Annotated in this window: 15 protein-coding genes; 3 read left to right on the forward strand and 12 right to left on the reverse strand. The window is 62.3% G+C overall.

Annotated elements, in window-relative coordinates:
* Positions 1-76: 76 nt before the first annotated feature.
* The 3 genes from HX814_RS29775 to HX814_RS29785 all read right to left on the reverse strand — a co-directional run bounded on the left by HX814_RS29775 (position 77) and on the right by HX814_RS29785 (position 2,607).
* Positions 77-736 carry a LuxR C-terminal-related transcriptional regulator gene (locus HX814_RS29775; RefSeq protein WP_177009907.1) on the reverse strand — a complete coding sequence of 220 codons (660 nt, stop codon included), beginning with the start codon at positions 734-736 and terminating at the stop codon, positions 77-79.
* A gap of 52 nt (positions 737-788) precedes the next feature.
* On the reverse strand, positions 789-1,154 hold the full coding sequence (locus HX814_RS29780; RefSeq protein WP_003209872.1) for a cupin domain-containing protein: 366 nt from the start codon (positions 1,152-1,154) through the stop codon (positions 789-791).
* Between the two features lie 154 nt (positions 1,155-1,308).
* Positions 1,309-2,607, reverse strand: coding sequence for an FAD-binding oxidoreductase (locus HX814_RS29785; protein WP_008437180.1), 1,299 nt, complete (start codon positions 2,605-2,607; stop codon positions 1,309-1,311).
* Positions 2,608-2,802: 195 nt separating this feature from the next.
* Between HX814_RS29785 and hpaR (HX814_RS29790) the strand changes: the two genes are divergently transcribed.
* Positions 2,803-3,225: a homoprotocatechuate degradation operon regulator HpaR gene (gene hpaR, locus HX814_RS29790; protein WP_003209875.1), complete on the forward strand. Its 423-nt coding sequence runs from the start codon at positions 2,803-2,805 to the stop codon at positions 3,223-3,225.
* A 132-nt stretch (positions 3,226-3,357) separates the two neighbouring features.
* Here the strand turns inward: hpaR (HX814_RS29790) and hpaI are convergent, their stop codons facing one another.
* The 8 genes from hpaI to HX814_RS29830 all read right to left on the reverse strand — a co-directional run bounded on the left by hpaI (position 3,358) and on the right by HX814_RS29830 (position 10,786).
* Positions 3,358-4,158 (reverse strand): 4-hydroxy-2-oxoheptanedioate aldolase, encoded by an 801-nt coding sequence (hpaI, locus tag HX814_RS29795; RefSeq protein WP_177009908.1) that lies wholly within the window; start codon positions 4,156-4,158, stop codon positions 3,358-3,360.
* An 18-nt stretch (positions 4,159-4,176) separates the two neighbouring features.
* The gene (gene hpaH / locus HX814_RS29800; RefSeq protein WP_177009909.1) at positions 4,177-4,980 is read right to left on the reverse strand and encodes a 2-oxo-hept-4-ene-1,7-dioate hydratase; all 804 of its coding nucleotides are present in this window, start codon (positions 4,978-4,980) and stop codon (positions 4,177-4,179) included.
* A 10-nt stretch (positions 4,981-4,990) separates the two neighbouring features.
* Positions 4,991-6,295, reverse strand: a complete 1,305-nt coding sequence (locus HX814_RS29805) for an MFS transporter (protein ID WP_008437183.1) — start codon at positions 6,293-6,295, stop codon at positions 4,991-4,993.
* A 51-nt stretch (positions 6,296-6,346) separates the two neighbouring features.
* Complete coding sequence (locus HX814_RS29810) at positions 6,347-6,739, reverse strand: 5-carboxymethyl-2-hydroxymuconate Delta-isomerase (protein WP_087694947.1); 393 nt, start codon at positions 6,737-6,739, stop codon at positions 6,347-6,349.
* A 142-nt stretch (positions 6,740-6,881) separates the two neighbouring features.
* Positions 6,882-7,739, reverse strand: coding sequence for a 3,4-dihydroxyphenylacetate 2,3-dioxygenase (gene hpaD / locus HX814_RS29815; RefSeq protein ID WP_003209884.1), 858 nt, complete (start codon positions 7,737-7,739; stop codon positions 6,882-6,884).
* A 148-nt stretch (positions 7,740-7,887) separates the two neighbouring features.
* Positions 7,888-9,348: a 5-carboxymethyl-2-hydroxymuconate semialdehyde dehydrogenase gene (hpaE, locus tag HX814_RS29820; protein ID WP_087694946.1), complete on the reverse strand. Its 1,461-nt coding sequence runs from the start codon at positions 9,346-9,348 to the stop codon at positions 7,888-7,890.
* Between the two features lie 5 nt (positions 9,349-9,353).
* A complete protein-coding gene (locus tag HX814_RS29825) occupies positions 9,354-10,124 on the reverse strand; it encodes a fumarylacetoacetate hydrolase family protein (protein WP_003209888.1) in 771 nt (256 codons plus the stop codon).
* Positions 10,121-10,786, reverse strand: a complete 666-nt coding sequence (locus tag HX814_RS29830; RefSeq protein ID WP_003209889.1) for a fumarylacetoacetate hydrolase family protein — start codon at positions 10,784-10,786, stop codon at positions 10,121-10,123. Before HX814_RS29830 ends, HX814_RS29825 begins: the two co-directional genes overlap by 4 nt.
* 143 nt (positions 10,787-10,929) lie before the next feature.
* Between HX814_RS29830 and hpaA the strand changes: the two genes are divergently transcribed.
* Positions 10,930-11,832: a 4-hydroxyphenylacetate catabolism regulatory protein HpaA gene (hpaA, locus tag HX814_RS29835; RefSeq protein ID WP_177009910.1), complete on the forward strand. Its 903-nt coding sequence runs from the start codon at positions 10,930-10,932 to the stop codon at positions 11,830-11,832.
* 11 nt (positions 11,833-11,843) lie between these two features.
* Here hpaA and HX814_RS29840 read toward each other — a convergent pair whose 3' ends face one another.
* Positions 11,844-13,100, reverse strand: coding sequence for an OprD family porin (locus HX814_RS29840; protein WP_177009911.1), 1,257 nt, complete (start codon positions 13,098-13,100; stop codon positions 11,844-11,846).
* A 212-nt stretch (positions 13,101-13,312) separates the two neighbouring features.
* Between HX814_RS29840 and hpaR (HX814_RS29845) the strand changes: the two genes are divergently transcribed.
* Positions 13,313-13,735, forward strand: a complete 423-nt coding sequence (gene hpaR, locus HX814_RS29845; protein WP_008437189.1) for a homoprotocatechuate degradation operon regulator HpaR — start codon at positions 13,313-13,315, stop codon at positions 13,733-13,735.
* Positions 13,736-13,747: the final 12 nt, after the last annotated feature.

Here is a 13,747-nt window from a genome sequence, read left to right on the forward strand (position 1 = left end):
CCGGTTGGGTGGGTGAACACCACGAATCATCGCGCCCGGGAGCAGGCGCGGGTATCAACCGGATGGTTGAGGCGAACTACAGGAAAAGACTTCCCACCAGTTCTGTGCGACTGCTGACGCCGGCCTTGCGAAACAGGTTGATCAGGTGGGTCTTGATGGTGGGCAGGCCGACATCCAGCTCCTGGGCCAGCTGTTTATTGCTGGCGCCCTGGCGCAACAGCAGGGCGATCTGGCGCTCCTTGGGTGTGAGACCGGCCAATGCATCTTCAGTGGGCTGCATGTTGGCCACCGCCAGTTGCAGCAAGGTTTGCAGGGCGTTCAGTTGGGCCAGTTGCTCGCCGGTGAAAGCGCCCTGGTCGGCGGTGCGCAACAGCGAAATCGCCGCCTGGGGCTGGCCGGCGCGCTGGGCGAAAATCTCCACCACATCGACCACGCCATAGCGCCGCAGAAAATCCCCATAGCGCCGGGTATCCCGCGCCGGCTGGCGGGCCATGGCAACGTCCAGCGTTACCACCGCCAGGCCACTGGACAGGCAGTTGCGCGGTTGCAACGGGTCGAATTGGCGGTAGTTGTCGAGGTAGTCGCGGTGCATTTCGCCGCTCATGCCGTGCAACTGGAAATCCCGGGCTTGCAGCTGGCGGTCGACGCAATAGAACGCGGCCTGGCTGACCGGAATCAAGCGGGTGAAAGCCTGCAGGCACTGGCCGGCGACTTCGTGGGCGGGGAGAGCGTGCATGGGTGGGCACCTGCGCCAAAAGGCTGCCGACGGGTGCCGGCAGCCGGGGCTATCACACCACGGCGAAATAGTGTTTGACGAAACTTTCGCTGACCACTTCCCACAGCACCGGGGTGCCCTTGGTCACGAACCAGCTGTCACCGGCCTTGTAGCGGGTGCTCTGGCCGGTGGACTCGTCGGTGAGCACCACTTCGCCGGTGACCACGGTGGCCTGTTCGGCAAACGGGTAGACCATGCGGAACTTGCCCTGGGTGGTGCCGAAATAGGCGCTGCTGACCGGGTCGGTGGGGGCACCGAAAGTCATTTTGCCGAAGGCCCGGACTTCGCCTTCGAGGATGGTCGAGCCGAGGTCGGCGACGGTGCCCCAGGCGTCGAGTTCGGATAGCTGGATGTCTTTCTTGAGGGTAACGAGGGTCATGGCAGTTGCTCCTGATGAGAAAAAATTAGTGACCAACTGTAGGAGCGAGCTTGCTCGCGAAGGTCGTCAACGATGACGTTGGCGTCCTGGATTAACGCGGCGCCCTTGGGTTTTTCGCGAGCAAGCTCGCTCCTACAGGTGTCAGGCGTGGGATTTAGCGGCGGCCGTTCCAGTAACCGGAGAGCTGATGCCAGGATTTGCCGGCGGTAAGCAGCAGCGGGCGGATCGCGTCCTTGCCGATGATGGTCGGGCGATGGATCGAGCTGACCAGGTCATACCGCGCCGAGCCTTCGCTCATGCCTTCGGCCAGCACCTTGCAGATGATGTGGCTTGGGGTCACGCCGAAGCCCGAATAGCCCTGCACGTAGAACGCGTTGCTGCGCCCGGGCAAGGTGCCGACCTGCGGGAACAGGTTCGGGCTGCAGGCCATCGGGCCGCCCCAGGCCAGGTCGATCTTCACGTCCTTGAGGTACGGGAAAATCTTCAGCATCAGGTTGCGGTTCCAGGCTTTCAAATCGCCGGGAATGTGCTCCACCAAAGGCGTGGCGGCGCCGAACAGCAGGCGGTTTTCGTTGGTGACGCGGTAGTAGTCGATCACCGGGCGAATGTCGCTGTAGGCCCCGCGAATCGGGCTGATACGGTTGATCAGCTCTTCTGGCAACGGCTCGGTCATCATCTGGAACGCGTAGGTGTTGATGGTCGAGCGGTGCAGTTCCGGCTCCAGCTTGTTGAGGAAACTGTCGCAGGCCCACAGCAGCTTGCTGGCCTTGACCGAACCGCGCCCGGTGCGCACGGTGATGCGTTCGCCATAACTGACTTCCAGCGCCGGGCTGTTCTCGAAAATCCGCACGCCGTGGCCGGCCAGGGCCTTGGCTTCGCCCAGCAGCAGGTTCAACGAGTGCACATGCCCGCCGCCCATGTGCAGCAGGGCGCTGCTGTAGGCGTCGGAGCCGATGATCTGCCTGACGTCGGAGCCGCCAAGAAAGCGGATCTCGTGTTGGGTGTTGATGGATTTGAAGTCTTTCTCCCAGGCGCGCAGGGTCTTTTCCTGGCGGGCGTTGAAGCCCATGTAGCCATAGCCGTGGCAGAAGTCGGCATCGATGTCGTACTTGGCGATGCGGTTCTTGATGATGTCGGCGCCCAGGTCGCTGATCTCGAAGATCTGGCGCAGGCCGTCTTCACCCACGTCCTTCTTGATCTTTTCCAGGTCGTGGCCGATGCCGGCCATGATCTGCCCACCGTTACGCCCGGTACCGCCAAAACCCAGGTAACGCGCTTCCAGCACGACGATGTTGGTGATGCCTTTTTCGGCGAGCTCCAGGGCGGTGTTGATCCCGGAAAAGCCGCCACCGATGATCACCACGTCGGCTTCCACGTCCTGCTCCAGGGTGGGGAAGCTGAGGTTGTATTTCTTGGTCGCCGTGTAATAGGTCGGCGTTTCGATATTGATCATTGCGCTGCCTGACAGTGAAGAGCTAATGAGTGTATTAAGGCCGTTGGCGCGCTGGATGTCTTGATTCTGTGTGCCGCCGGTTTTGATCCTGCGCGCCAGAGCCTTCGCCGGCTTCACAAGTTATAGCGTGAGGTGGGGAGGAGAGTGTTAGAGTTTCGTTAAAACATTAACTAAATCTATCGTGACCCTGAGCCTATGTTGAAACCCAGACAATCCCTGACCTTGACCTTGCTTCAGGCCCGTGAAGCGGCCATGAGTTTTTTCCGGCCCTCGCTGAATGAGCATGGGCTGACCGAGCAGCAATGGCGGGTTATTCGAATTCTCAGCCAGCATGATGAGCTGGAGATTTACCAACTGGCGGAACTGGCGTGCATTCTCAAGCCGAGCATGACCGGCGTGCTGGTGCGCATGGAGGCGGCGGGGATGGTGCACCGGCGCAAGGCCGAGCAGGATCAGCGGCGGGTGCTGGTGACGCTGGCGGAGAAGGGCAAGGCCAGTTTCGAGTCGATGAGCCAGTGCATGGAGGAGAATTACCAGCGGTTGCAGGAGCAGTTCGGGGAGGAGAAGTTGCAGGTGTTGTTGGGGTTGCTGGATGAGTTGAAAACCATCAAGCGCTGACACACCGCCGATCCAAATGTGGGAGCGGGCTTGCTCGCGAATGCGGTGGGTCAGCCAACAAACCTGGCACTGATACACCGCTTTCGCGAGCAAGCCCGCTCCCACATTTTGGATCTTTGTGGTTTCAGAGCGTCAGTACACGCCGCCGGTAATGGCCGGTGTTGCGGTGTCTTTGAATTTCGCCGCCAACCCCTGCAACCCGCGCATCAACACGGTCGTATCCACCCCCACCGCCACAAACGCCGCCCCCAGCTCGATATACCGCCGCGCCAGTTTCTCATCCGCACTCAAGATCCCCGCCGCCTTGCCGGCTTTTTGAATCCGTACGATGGCGTCCTCAATCGCCGCCTGCACCTCGGGGTGCCCGGGATTCCCCCGGTGCCCCATGGCCGCGCTCAGGTCCGCCGGGCCGATAAACACCCCGTCCACTCCGTCAACCGCCGCAATCGCATCGAGGTTGTCCAGGCCTTCACGGTTCTCGATCTGCACCAGCAGGCACATCTGCGCATCGGCCTCATCCAGGTAACCGGGAATACTGTTCCAGCGCGACGCCCGCGCCAGCGCGCTGCCCACGCCCCGTACACCACCCGGTGGATAACGCATCGCCCGCACCAGCTGCCGTGCCTGGTCAGCCGTCTCCACCATCGGCACCAACAGCGTCTGCACGCCGATATCCAGCACCTGCTTGATCAACGCCGTATCGCCGATCACCGGGCGAACCACCGGTTGGCTGTCATAAGGCGCGACAGCCTGCAGTTGGCCGAGCATGCCGCGCAGGTCATTGGGCGCGTGCTCGCCGTCGATCAGCAGCCAGTCGAACCCGGCATTCGCCGCCAGTTCGGCGCAATAAGCGTCCGCCAAACCGAGCCACAGGCCGATCTGGGTCTCGCCACGTTGCAGGCGCTGCTTGAAACGGTTGATGGGCATGTCCATGAAACAGTCCTCCAGTATTCAGACAAAGCGGCAGGAGATGGAACCCAGCATGTCGTAGTCGACATGGAAGGTGTCACCCGGATTCGCCGTCACCGGGCGGGTGAAGGAGCCGCCGAGTATGATCTGGCCGGGTTGCAGGGTGACGTCGTACGGCGCCAGTTTGTTCGCCAGCCAGGCCACGCCCTTGGCCGGATGGTTAAGTACCGCAGCCGACACCCCGGACTCTTCGATCACCCCGTTGCGGTATAGCACCGCCGGCACCTTGCGCAGGTCAATCTCGGTGGGGCGCACGGCGCGGCCGCCCATCACCACGCCGGCATTGGCGGCGTTGTCGGAAATGGTGTCGAACACCTTGCGGGTGGCGTTGGTGTGGGGGTCGATCTGCTGGATGCGGGCGTCGATGATTTCCAGCGCCGGGATCACCCATTCCGTGGCATCGAGCACATCGAAAATCGTGCAGTTCGGGCCCTTGAGCGGCTTGCCGAGGATGAACGCCAGTTCCACTTCCACCCTCGGCACGATGAAGCGCTCGAAGGGGATGTCGGTGCCTTCGTCGAAGAACATGTCATCGAGCAGGGCGCCGTAATCCGGCTCGGTGATGTTCGACGACACCTGCATCGCCCGCGATGTCAGGCCGATCTTGTGCCCGACCAGCTTGCGCCCGTCCTTGATTTTCCGGGCCACCCAGGCGCGCTGGATGGCGTAGGCGTCTTCAATCGTGATGTTCGGGTGCTCCAGGGAAAACTGGCGCACCTGTTCACGGGAACGCTCGGCCTGGTCGAGGCGGGCGGCGGCTTGCTGAATAAGGGCTTGATCAAGCATGACAAAATCTCTACTGGGGATTGACGATGGCCGCATGGGTGCGCAGCACCAGCAGGCCGCCGAGGGCGATAAGCAGCGCCAGCACGTACAGGGCCAGGCTCGCGCTTTGGGTGGTGTCGCGCATCCAGCCGATCAGGTAGGGCGCGAGGAACGAAGCGATGCTGCCGAACGAGCTGATCAGCGCGATGCCGGCCGCCTGGGTGCTGTTGGACAGGAACGCCGGCGGCAATTGCCAGAACATCGGCAGCGCAGCGCTGGCGCCCATGCCGGCGAGGATCAGGCCGCCCAGCACCAGGGTCGGGTTGGTGGGCGAGAGCCCGGCCACCGCAATACCGATGGCCGACATCAGCAACGGCACGCACAGGTGCCAGCGGCGTTCGCGGTTGCGGTCGGACGAGCGCCCGCAGCCGATCATGAAGAAGCACCCGGCCAGATACGGTACGGCGCTCAGCAAGCCGACCTGGCTGTCGCGGCCGATGCCGGCGCCGTGGATCAGGGTGGGCATCCAGAACGCCAGGGTGTTCACCGCCAGCATCACCGCGAAGTACACCGCCACCAGCAGCCACACCTGCGGGTCACGCAGGATGCCGCCGAAGGAGGTGATGGATTTGCGCTGTTCTTCAGTGCTCAGTTGCTCGCGCAGTTGTTGCTTTTGCGCGGGCTCCAGCCACTTCACGGTTTCGAAGCTGTCGGGCAGGTATTTCAGGACGACCAGGCCGAGCAGCACCACCGGGGCGCCTTCGATCAGGAACATCCACTGCCAGCCCCGCAGCCCGCCGAAATCATGGAAGTTCTCCAGGATCGCACCGGACAACGGGCCACCAATCACACCGGCCATGGGCACGGCAATCGCAAACAGGGCGGTGACTTGCGCCCGGCGGCGGGCCGGGTACCAGCGGTTGAGGAACACCAGGATCCCCGGGAAGAAGCCGGCTTCGGCCACCCCCAGCAGAAAGCGCAGCACGTAGAAGCCCGTGGAGCTTTCGATCCACAGCATGCTGGTGGAGAGCACGCCCCACACCACCATCAGGCAGGCGATCCAGCGCCGTGGGCCGACCCGGTCCAGGGCCATGTTGCTGGGTACGCCGAACAGCGCGTAGGCGATGAAAAACAGGCCGGCACCGAGGCCATACACCGTGTCGCTGAAGTGCAGGTCGGTGCTCATCTGCATCTTGGCGAAGCCGATGTTGATGCGGTCCAGGTGGGCAAACAGGTAGCAGATCAGCAGCAACGGCATCAGTCGCCAGGTGACGATGCTGTGGGTGCGCTGATGTTCGATCAGGGTGGTGCTGTCGGCGGTATTGGCTGTGCTCATGATGTTGTTCTTTTTTGTTTGAGTGGCCATGGGCGGAAAGGTGGGCTGTGCTCAGCCCGCCTGGTTTTTCAGGAATGCGTGCACGTTGTTCTGCTTGAAATTCAGCTCGGGGTGCAGCTCGATCATCTCGAACGACAACGCCAGCAGCCGCTGGGATTGCAGCTCGGCGAAGTGTTCGGTGATGACCTTGAACAGGGCTTCGGCCACCGCCTTGCGGGTTTCCAGGTCGCGCCCGTGGCCGACCTTGAGGGTCATGTGGACGAAGGCGTAGTCATGCTTGCCGTCGGCCATGCGCCAGGTGTCCAGGCGCACTCCGCGACTGCGGATGCCCCCCAGGGGAAACACGCCGCTGTCCCCCAGCACGGCGTGAACCTGCTCGAACAGGGCCGGCAGGTTGGCCTGCTGCTCGATGTTGTCGGTGTATTCGGCGATGAAGTGCGGCATGTGTATCTCCTCTTGGGGTGAGGTGCAGCGAATTCCTTGTAGGAGCTGGCTTGCCTGCGATGGCATCAACTCGGTGCGACAGATACACCGAGGTGCCTGCATCGCAGGCAAGCCAGCGCCTACAGGTGATCTTCACCAAGGCTCATAAAGGGAAAATGGCATTGATCTGCCCGGTGCCCGAACTGCCGAACGGCTGGGTGATGATCTCGGCCGGCTGGTTGTAGTCCGGCCCGCCCAGCAGTCCCAGGAGCATCGCGGTGTCGTGCATCTTGCCTTCGCCGAAGCAGTGCTCGGCGTAGTCCGGCAGCATCGCGCAGAACTCCTTGAAGCGGCCTTGCTTCCACATCTCCACCACGTGTAGGTCCATCTGTTTGTCGAATTCACGGGTCCAGTTGTGGATATTGGCTTCGGCTTCGCGGTCGTCCGAGAAGCGGTGGGAGAGGGAGCCCGAGGCCAGCACCAGGACTTTGCGGTCGCTTTTCTCGATGGCTCGGCGCACGGCGGCGCCAAACGCGAAGCTGTCTTCCAGGCGGTGCCAGGCGCACCATGCGGCGATGGAGATCACGTCGAACTTCTGCGCGTCCGGAACGCCCATGTGCATGTAGCGCATCGGCACCAGGGTGCCGTATTCCAGCTCCAGGCTCGGGATGTTGTGGGCCATGGTGCGCACGCCGGCCAGGTTGGCCTCGGCGGCGATCAACTCGCCCAGCTCGGGGCAGCCCGGGTACTCGTACTCCATGTTCTTGATGAAGTGCGGCAGCTCGTTGCTGGTGTAGGTGCCCTTGAAATGCTCGCCGCAATTGACGTGATAGCCGCTGTTGACCAGCCAGTGCACGTCGAACACCACCGCGGTGTCGGCCCCCAGTTCACGGGCGCGCCGCCCGATTTCCTTGTGCCCGGCGATGGCTGCTTCGCGGCAACCGTGGTGCTTGCCGGGCAGTTCCGACAGGTACATCGAGGGAACGTGGCAGATCTTCGCTGCCAGAACCACTTCGCCCATGATCATTCTCCTGAGTATTTATTCTTTTGTAGGAGCGAGCTTGCTCGCGAAAAACGTCAACGATAACGCAGCACTTCTGTTAGCCCGCGGCGCCTGCGGGTTCTTCGCGAGCAAGCTCGCTCCTACAGGTAGCGTTGTTATATCCGGGTTACACACCCCAGCGCGGGATGTGATGACTGCCCATGGAAATGCACACGTTCTTGATCTCGGCAAACACTTCGAAGCTGTACTGGCCGCCTTCACGGCCGGTGCCGGAACCTTTTACCCCACCAAACGGCTGGCGCAAGTCCCGCACGTTCTGGCTGTTGATGAACACCATGCCGGCTTCGATGCCGTAGGCCAGACGATGCGCCTTGCCGATGTCCTGGGTCCAGATATAGGACGCCAGGCCGTACTCGGTATCGTTGGCCAGTTGCAGCGCCTCGGCTTCGTCCTTGAACGGGATCAGGCACACCACCGGGCCAAAGATTTCTTCCTGGGCGATGCGCATGTTGTTGTTCACATCGGCAAACACCGTCGGCTGGATAAACTGCCCACGGCTCAAGTGCGCCGGCAGGTTGGCCGGGCGTTCCAGGCCGCCGGCCAGCAGGGTGGCGCCTTCTTCGAGGCCAATCCTGATGTAGCCGGTGACCTTGTCGTAGTGGGCCTGGGTGATCATCGAGCCGACCTGGGTCTTCGAGTCCTGTGGGTCGCCGACGATCAGGCGTTTGGCGCGGGCGGCAAATTCGGCGACGAACTGCGGGTACACGCTCTCCTGAATGAAGATCCGGCTGCCGGCGGTGCAGCGTTCACCGTTGAGCGAGAAGATGGTGAACAGTGCCGCGTCGAGGGCGCGGTCCAGGTCGGCGTCTTCAAAGATCAGCACCGGCGACTTGCCACCCAGTTCCATGGAGTACTTTTTCAGCCCGGCGGTCTGCATGATTTTCTTGCCGGTGGCGGTACCGCCGGTGAAGGAAATCGCCCGCACGTCCGGGTGGCGCACCAGCGCATCACCGGCGGTGGCGCCGTAGCCCTGGATTACGTTCAGCACGCCTTTGGGAATCCCGGCTTCGACCGCCAGGCGCCCCAGTTCATTGGCCGTCAGCGGCGACAGCTCGGACATTTTCAGCACCGCAGTATTGCCCAGCGCCAGGCACGGCGCAGTCTTCCAGGTGGCGGTCATGAACGGCACGTTCCATGGCGACACCAACGCGCACACACCCACCGGCTGGTAAAGGGTGTAGTTGAGCATCTGGTCGTCCACCGGGTAGCTGTGGCCGTCCATGCGGGTGCAGACTTCGGCGAAGAAATCGAAGTTGTGGGACGCCCGGGGAATCAGCACGTTCCTGGTCTGGTGGATCGGCAGGCCGGTGTCGAGGGTTTCCAGTTCGGCCAGGTGCGGCACGTTCTGTTCGATCAGCTCACCGAGCTTGCGCATCAAGCGGGCACGTTCCTTGGCCGGTGTGCCTGCCCACTTCGGAAAGGCTTCCTTGGCTGCTGCAACGGCCTGCGCCACTTCCTCGGCACCGCCGCTGGCCACTTCACCGATGGCTTCGCCGGTGGCCGGGTTGTAGTTGATGAAGGTGTCTTTGCTCTCGACCTCACGGCCGTTGATCCAGTGTTTGATCATATTGCTCAAGCCTCTTTACGGGCGGCGAAAAAGTCCGCCTCGCTGACAATTCGATTGACCAGGCGGCCTACGCCTTCCACTTCCACGACCACTTCATCCCCCGGCACCACATCCGCCAGGCCTTCCGGGGTGCCGGTGGCGATCATGTCGCCGGGCTGCAGGGTCATGAAGCTGGACAGGTACTCGATCAAATACGGGATGTCGAAAATCATGTCTTTCGTACTGCCTTCCTGGCGCAGTTCACCGTTGATCCAGGTGCGCAGCTTCAGGTTGCTCGGGTCCGGCACGTCGGCGACATCCACGATCCATGGGCCCACGGGCGTGGTGGCGTCGCGGTTTTTCACCCGCAGGTTGGGGCGGTAGTAGTTTTCCAGGTAGTCGCGGATCGCGTAGTCGTTGCACACCGTGTAGCCGGCCAGATACTCCAGGGCGTTCTCGCGCTTGACGTTGCGCGCAGGCTTGCCGATGACTGCCACCAGTTCGCACTCGTAGTGCATGTAGGCGACGTTGTCCGGGCGCCAGGTCACCTGGTTGTGGCCGGTGTAGGTGCCGGGGGACTTGATGAACGCCAGCGGTTCAGTCGGTGGCTTGAAGGCCAGTTCGGCGGCGTGGTCGGCGTAGTTCAGGCCGAGGGCAAACATGCTGCCGGTGGCCGGTGGCAGCCATTCGACCTGGTCTTCAGCCAGCAGGCGACCGTCGGCCAGGCGCACGGCGTTTTCAGCTTCTACCAGCACCTGGTGGGCTTCACCTTCAAAGCGAATACGGGCGTGTTTCATGACAGCTCCTCTGCCTTGATGTGGTTGACCAGGCGGCCCAGGCCGCTGATCTCGACTTCAACCGTGTCGCCGGGTTGCACATCCACCCGGCCTTCGGGGGTGCCGGTGATCAGCACATCGCCTTCGTGCAGGGTCATGAACTCGCTGATCTCGGCGATCAACTGCGGCAGGCTGCGCACGAAGTTGACGGTGGAGTTTTGCTGGCGCAGTTCACCGTTGACGAACAGCTTCACGCTCAATTGATGCGGATTGGCGACCTGGTCGCGGGCCACCAGTTCCGGGCCCAATGCGCAGAAACCGTCCCGGCACTTGGCTTTCACCGCCGGGCGGTAGTAGCTGTCTTCCGGCAGGCTGAACTCATTGACGATGGTGTAGCCCGCCACATGCTCCAGGGCATTTTCGACGCTGACCCGGCTGGCGCTCTTGCCAATCACCACCCCGAGTGCCGGGCCCGGTTGCAGGCGTTCACCTTGCGGGTGCAGCACCACGCCGTCGTGGCCGTTGCGGGTATTGGGCGTCTTGATGAACAGCACCGGCTTCACCGGTGGTTTCTGGTAAGGCGCTTGTTCGAATTCGGCGAGACGTTGGTTCAGCAACCCCTGGTAGTTCAGCGCAACGCCGAACAGGGTGCCGTTCGCAACATCATGCAGGGCACGGCTCATGCTTTTCTCCTGGCAGTGGCGGGGCAGATTCGGACCTGCACCGTGGGAAATTCGTTAACCTGTTAACGTTATAATTAAGATGTTAACTATCGTCAAGCGTGGCAATATTTCAGGGCAGTCAAAACAACAAAGAGAATGCAGTGATGAGCGATCGTCAGCCGATCCCCAACATCAACATCGGGCAGGTCTACGACCAGCGTTACAGCGATGCCGAGGTGCACTACGACCGGCTCGGCAACCTGGCGGGATTTTTTGGCCGCAACATGCCGGTGCATCGCCATGACCGGTTTTTCCAGGTGCATTACGTCAAGACCGGCGCGGTGCGGGTCTACCTGGACGACCAGCAGTACCTCGAATCCGGGCCGATGTTTTTCCTCACGCCGCCGACGGTGGCGCATTCCTTCGTCACCGAAGCCGACGCCGACGGCCATGTGCTGACCGTGCGCCAGCAACTGGTGTGGGCCTTGATTGACGCCGACCCCAGCCTGGCCCCCGGCGCACAATTGCCGGCGGCCTGCGTGGCGTTGGCGCGGCTGGCACCGGAGTTTCAGCCCGAGGTGCGCCGCCTGGAATTCCTGCTTGATGAGCTGTGCAGCGAGATCAACGCCCAGGCCAGCGGACGCGGTTCGGCCCTGGACAGCCTGACGCGGCTGATCATGATCAGCCTGCTGCGGCTCTGCGCCAATTCCCTGGAAGCCCGCCCTGCACGTCACGAAGACCTGCGGATCTTTCACCGCTTCAACGAACTGATCGAAGACCACTACCTGCAACACTGGCCGCTGTCGCGCTACGCCGACGGTATCGGCGTCACTGAAGCGCGGCTCAACGAGGTGTGCCGACGCATCGCCGACCTGCCGTCCAAGCGCCTGATTCTGGAGCGGCTGATGCAGGAGGCCCGGCGCCTGCTGCTGTTCACCGGCAGTTCGGCGAATGAAATCTGCTACCAGTTGGGGTTCAAGGACCCGGCGTATTTCAGCCGGTTCTTCCAGCGCTACGCGCAGATGACGCCGGGGGAATACCGCCAGCGTCAATCGGGGTTGCGTTGAGGCGCCCGGCGTTACCACAGGGCTACGGTGTAGCCGATGATCACCCGGCTTTCGTCGATGTCGCTGGTCAGGCCGTTGCTTGAGCGCAGGGTCGCATTGCGCAGGCGCACGTTGACGTTCTTCAGTGGGCCGCTCTGCACGGTGTAGACCAGGTCGGTGTCGCGCTCCCATTCGCGGCCGTTGCGCACCGTGGCGGTTTGCGCATGGCTGCCGTCGACGTAGCGGGTCATGAAGGTCAGGCCCGGCAGGCCGAGGGCGGCGAAGTTGTAGTCGTAGCGCGCCTGCCACGCGTCGGTGTTGGCCTTGGTGAAGATATTGATGGTCACCAGGTTGACCGAGTACGGGTCTTGCCCCGGGAAGGCAAAGTCGCCGTCACCGGAAAGGCTCTGAAAGCCCAGGCCGAATTTGTGTGCGCCCACCGACAAACTGAACATGCCGTTGAAAAAGCGGTTGTCGATCCGCCCGCCGTCGACCCGCGAAGCGCTGCGCAGCAGGGCGCTGCCTTGCTCGCGGGTGTCGAAGTAGCGCAGGTCGGTGCGCAGGTTCACGCCTTGGGCCAGCGGCAGGTCATGCACCAGGCCGATGAAATTCTGGCGGTAGATGTCCTGCATCTGCGCGTAGTAATAGGTCGCGGCCAGGTGCGGGTTGATCGCGTAGGTGCCGCCGGCAAGGTCCAGGTGGCTGCTGTTGACGCCGCCGTAGCTCATGGACTCGTTGTTGGAGGAGTCCCGCAGGTTCTGTTTTTCCAGGCGGCCGACGTTCAGGGTCAGGCCGTCGATGTCCTGGGAGGTCACCAGTCCACCGTTGTAGGTCGACGGCAACAGCCGCGTGTCGTTATAGGCGGCCACCGGCAACAGCGGTTGCAGGGTGCCGAGCTTGAGCACGGTTTTCGACACGCGCAATTTGGCGGTCAGGCCGAGTTCGCTGTAGCTGTCGGCCGGCTCGCCGCTGGCGCCAGACGGCAACAGCCCGGTGCCCCGGCGGTCGCGGCTGGAGTCGAGCTTCAGGCCCATTTCACCCAGGGCGTCCACGCCAAACCCGACCACGCCTTCGGTATAGCCCGACTCCAGGCGCAGCACAAAACCTTGCGCCCATTCGTCTGCCTTGTTCTGCGGCGCGTTGGCCTGGCGAAAGTCGCGGTTCATGTAGAAATTGCGCAGGTCCAGGCTGGCCTTGCTGTCCTGGATGAAGTCGGCGTGGGCGACCAGAGGGCTAAACGCGGCGCACAGGCCAGCGCTTGCCGCCGTGCGAAAGAGGCACGAATGCATGAGGGGCGTTCCTTTTGTTGTTTTTGTTGGTAGAGCCCGCCACCAGGGCAGGGGCGGGCATATTGTTAACATGTTATCTTTAAGCTGAATAGCTGGATTAACAGGTTTTTATGAATTCGTTTCGAAATTAACGACTTGCTGCGTGCGTCGGGTTGCGCACGCGGGACACCGACTCTAAGCTTCGTCGCTTCGACCTCTATTGCGCGTGAACCATGCCCACCCCCAGACCGTCCCTTACGCTCACCTTGCTCCAGGCCCGCGAAGCGACCATGGCGTTCTTCCGGCCGTTGCTCAATGAACATGACCTGACCGAACAGCAGTGGCGGGTGATCCGCATCCTGCGCCAGCAAGGCGAACTCGAAAGCCACCAACTGGCGCACCTCGCCTGCATCCTCAAGCCGAGCATGACCGGCGTACTGGGGCGGCTGGAGCGTGACGGCATCGTGCGCCGGCGCAAATCCGCCGAAGACCAGCGCCGGGTGTTCGTCGCCCTGACCGAACAGGGCCAGCAGTGTTTCGTCGACATGAGCGCCGGGATGGAAAGCAATTACCTGAAGATTCAGGAGCAGTTCGGCGAGGAATCCCTGGAGCAATTGATGGAGCTGCTCCAGAAGCTCAAAGGCATCAAACCGTAATAATCAAAAAAT

This window comes from Pseudomonas sp. C8002 (assembly GCF_013385765.1).
GTDB lineage: Bacteria > Pseudomonadota > Gammaproteobacteria > Pseudomonadales > Pseudomonadaceae > Aquipseudomonas.

Bases quoted from the DNA above. Each gene is read 5' to 3' on its own strand.
- hpaI (WP_177009908.1), bottom strand. From the start codon at position 4,158: ATGGACATGCCCATCAACCGTTTCAAGCAGCGCCTGCAACGTGGCGAG.
- HX814_RS29825 (WP_003209888.1), bottom strand. From the start codon at position 10,124: ATGAAACACGCCCGTATTCGCTTTGAAGGTGAAGCCCACCAGGTGCTG.
- hpaA (WP_177009910.1), top strand. From the start codon at position 10,930: ATGAGCGATCGTCAGCCGATCCCCAACATCAACATCGGGCAGGTCTAC.
- HX814_RS29840 (WP_177009911.1), bottom strand. From the start codon at position 13,100: ATGCATTCGTGCCTCTTTCGCACGGCGGCAAGCGCTGGCCTGTGCGCC.
- HX814_RS29805 (WP_008437183.1), bottom strand. From the start codon at position 6,295: ATGAGCACAGCCAATACCGCCGACAGCACCACCCTGATCGAACATCAG.
- hpaD (WP_003209884.1), bottom strand. From the start codon at position 7,739: ATGGGCGAAGTGGTTCTGGCAGCGAAGATCTGCCACGTTCCCTCGATG.
- HX814_RS29775 (WP_177009907.1), bottom strand. From the start codon at position 736: ATGCACGCTCTCCCCGCCCACGAAGTCGCCGGCCAGTGCCTGCAGGCT.
- HX814_RS29830 (WP_003209889.1), bottom strand. From the start codon at position 10,786: ATGAGCCGTGCCCTGCATGATGTTGCGAACGGCACCCTGTTCGGCGTT.
- hpaH (WP_177009909.1), bottom strand. From the start codon at position 4,980: ATGCTTGATCAAGCCCTTATTCAGCAAGCCGCCGCCCGCCTCGACCAG.
- hpaR (WP_003209875.1), top strand. From the start codon at position 2,803: ATGTTGAAACCCAGACAATCCCTGACCTTGACCTTGCTTCAGGCCCGT.
- hpaR (WP_008437189.1), top strand. From the start codon at position 13,313: ATGCCCACCCCCAGACCGTCCCTTACGCTCACCTTGCTCCAGGCCCGC.
- hpaE (WP_087694946.1), bottom strand. From the start codon at position 9,348: ATGATCAAACACTGGATCAACGGCCGTGAGGTCGAGAGCAAAGACACC.
- HX814_RS29780 (WP_003209872.1), bottom strand. From the start codon at position 1,154: ATGACCCTCGTTACCCTCAAGAAAGACATCCAGCTATCCGAACTCGAC.
- HX814_RS29785 (WP_008437180.1), bottom strand. From the start codon at position 2,607: ATGATCAATATCGAAACGCCGACCTATTACACGGCGACCAAGAAATAC.
- HX814_RS29810 (WP_087694947.1), bottom strand. From the start codon at position 6,739: ATGCCGCACTTCATCGCCGAATACACCGACAACATCGAGCAGCAGGCC.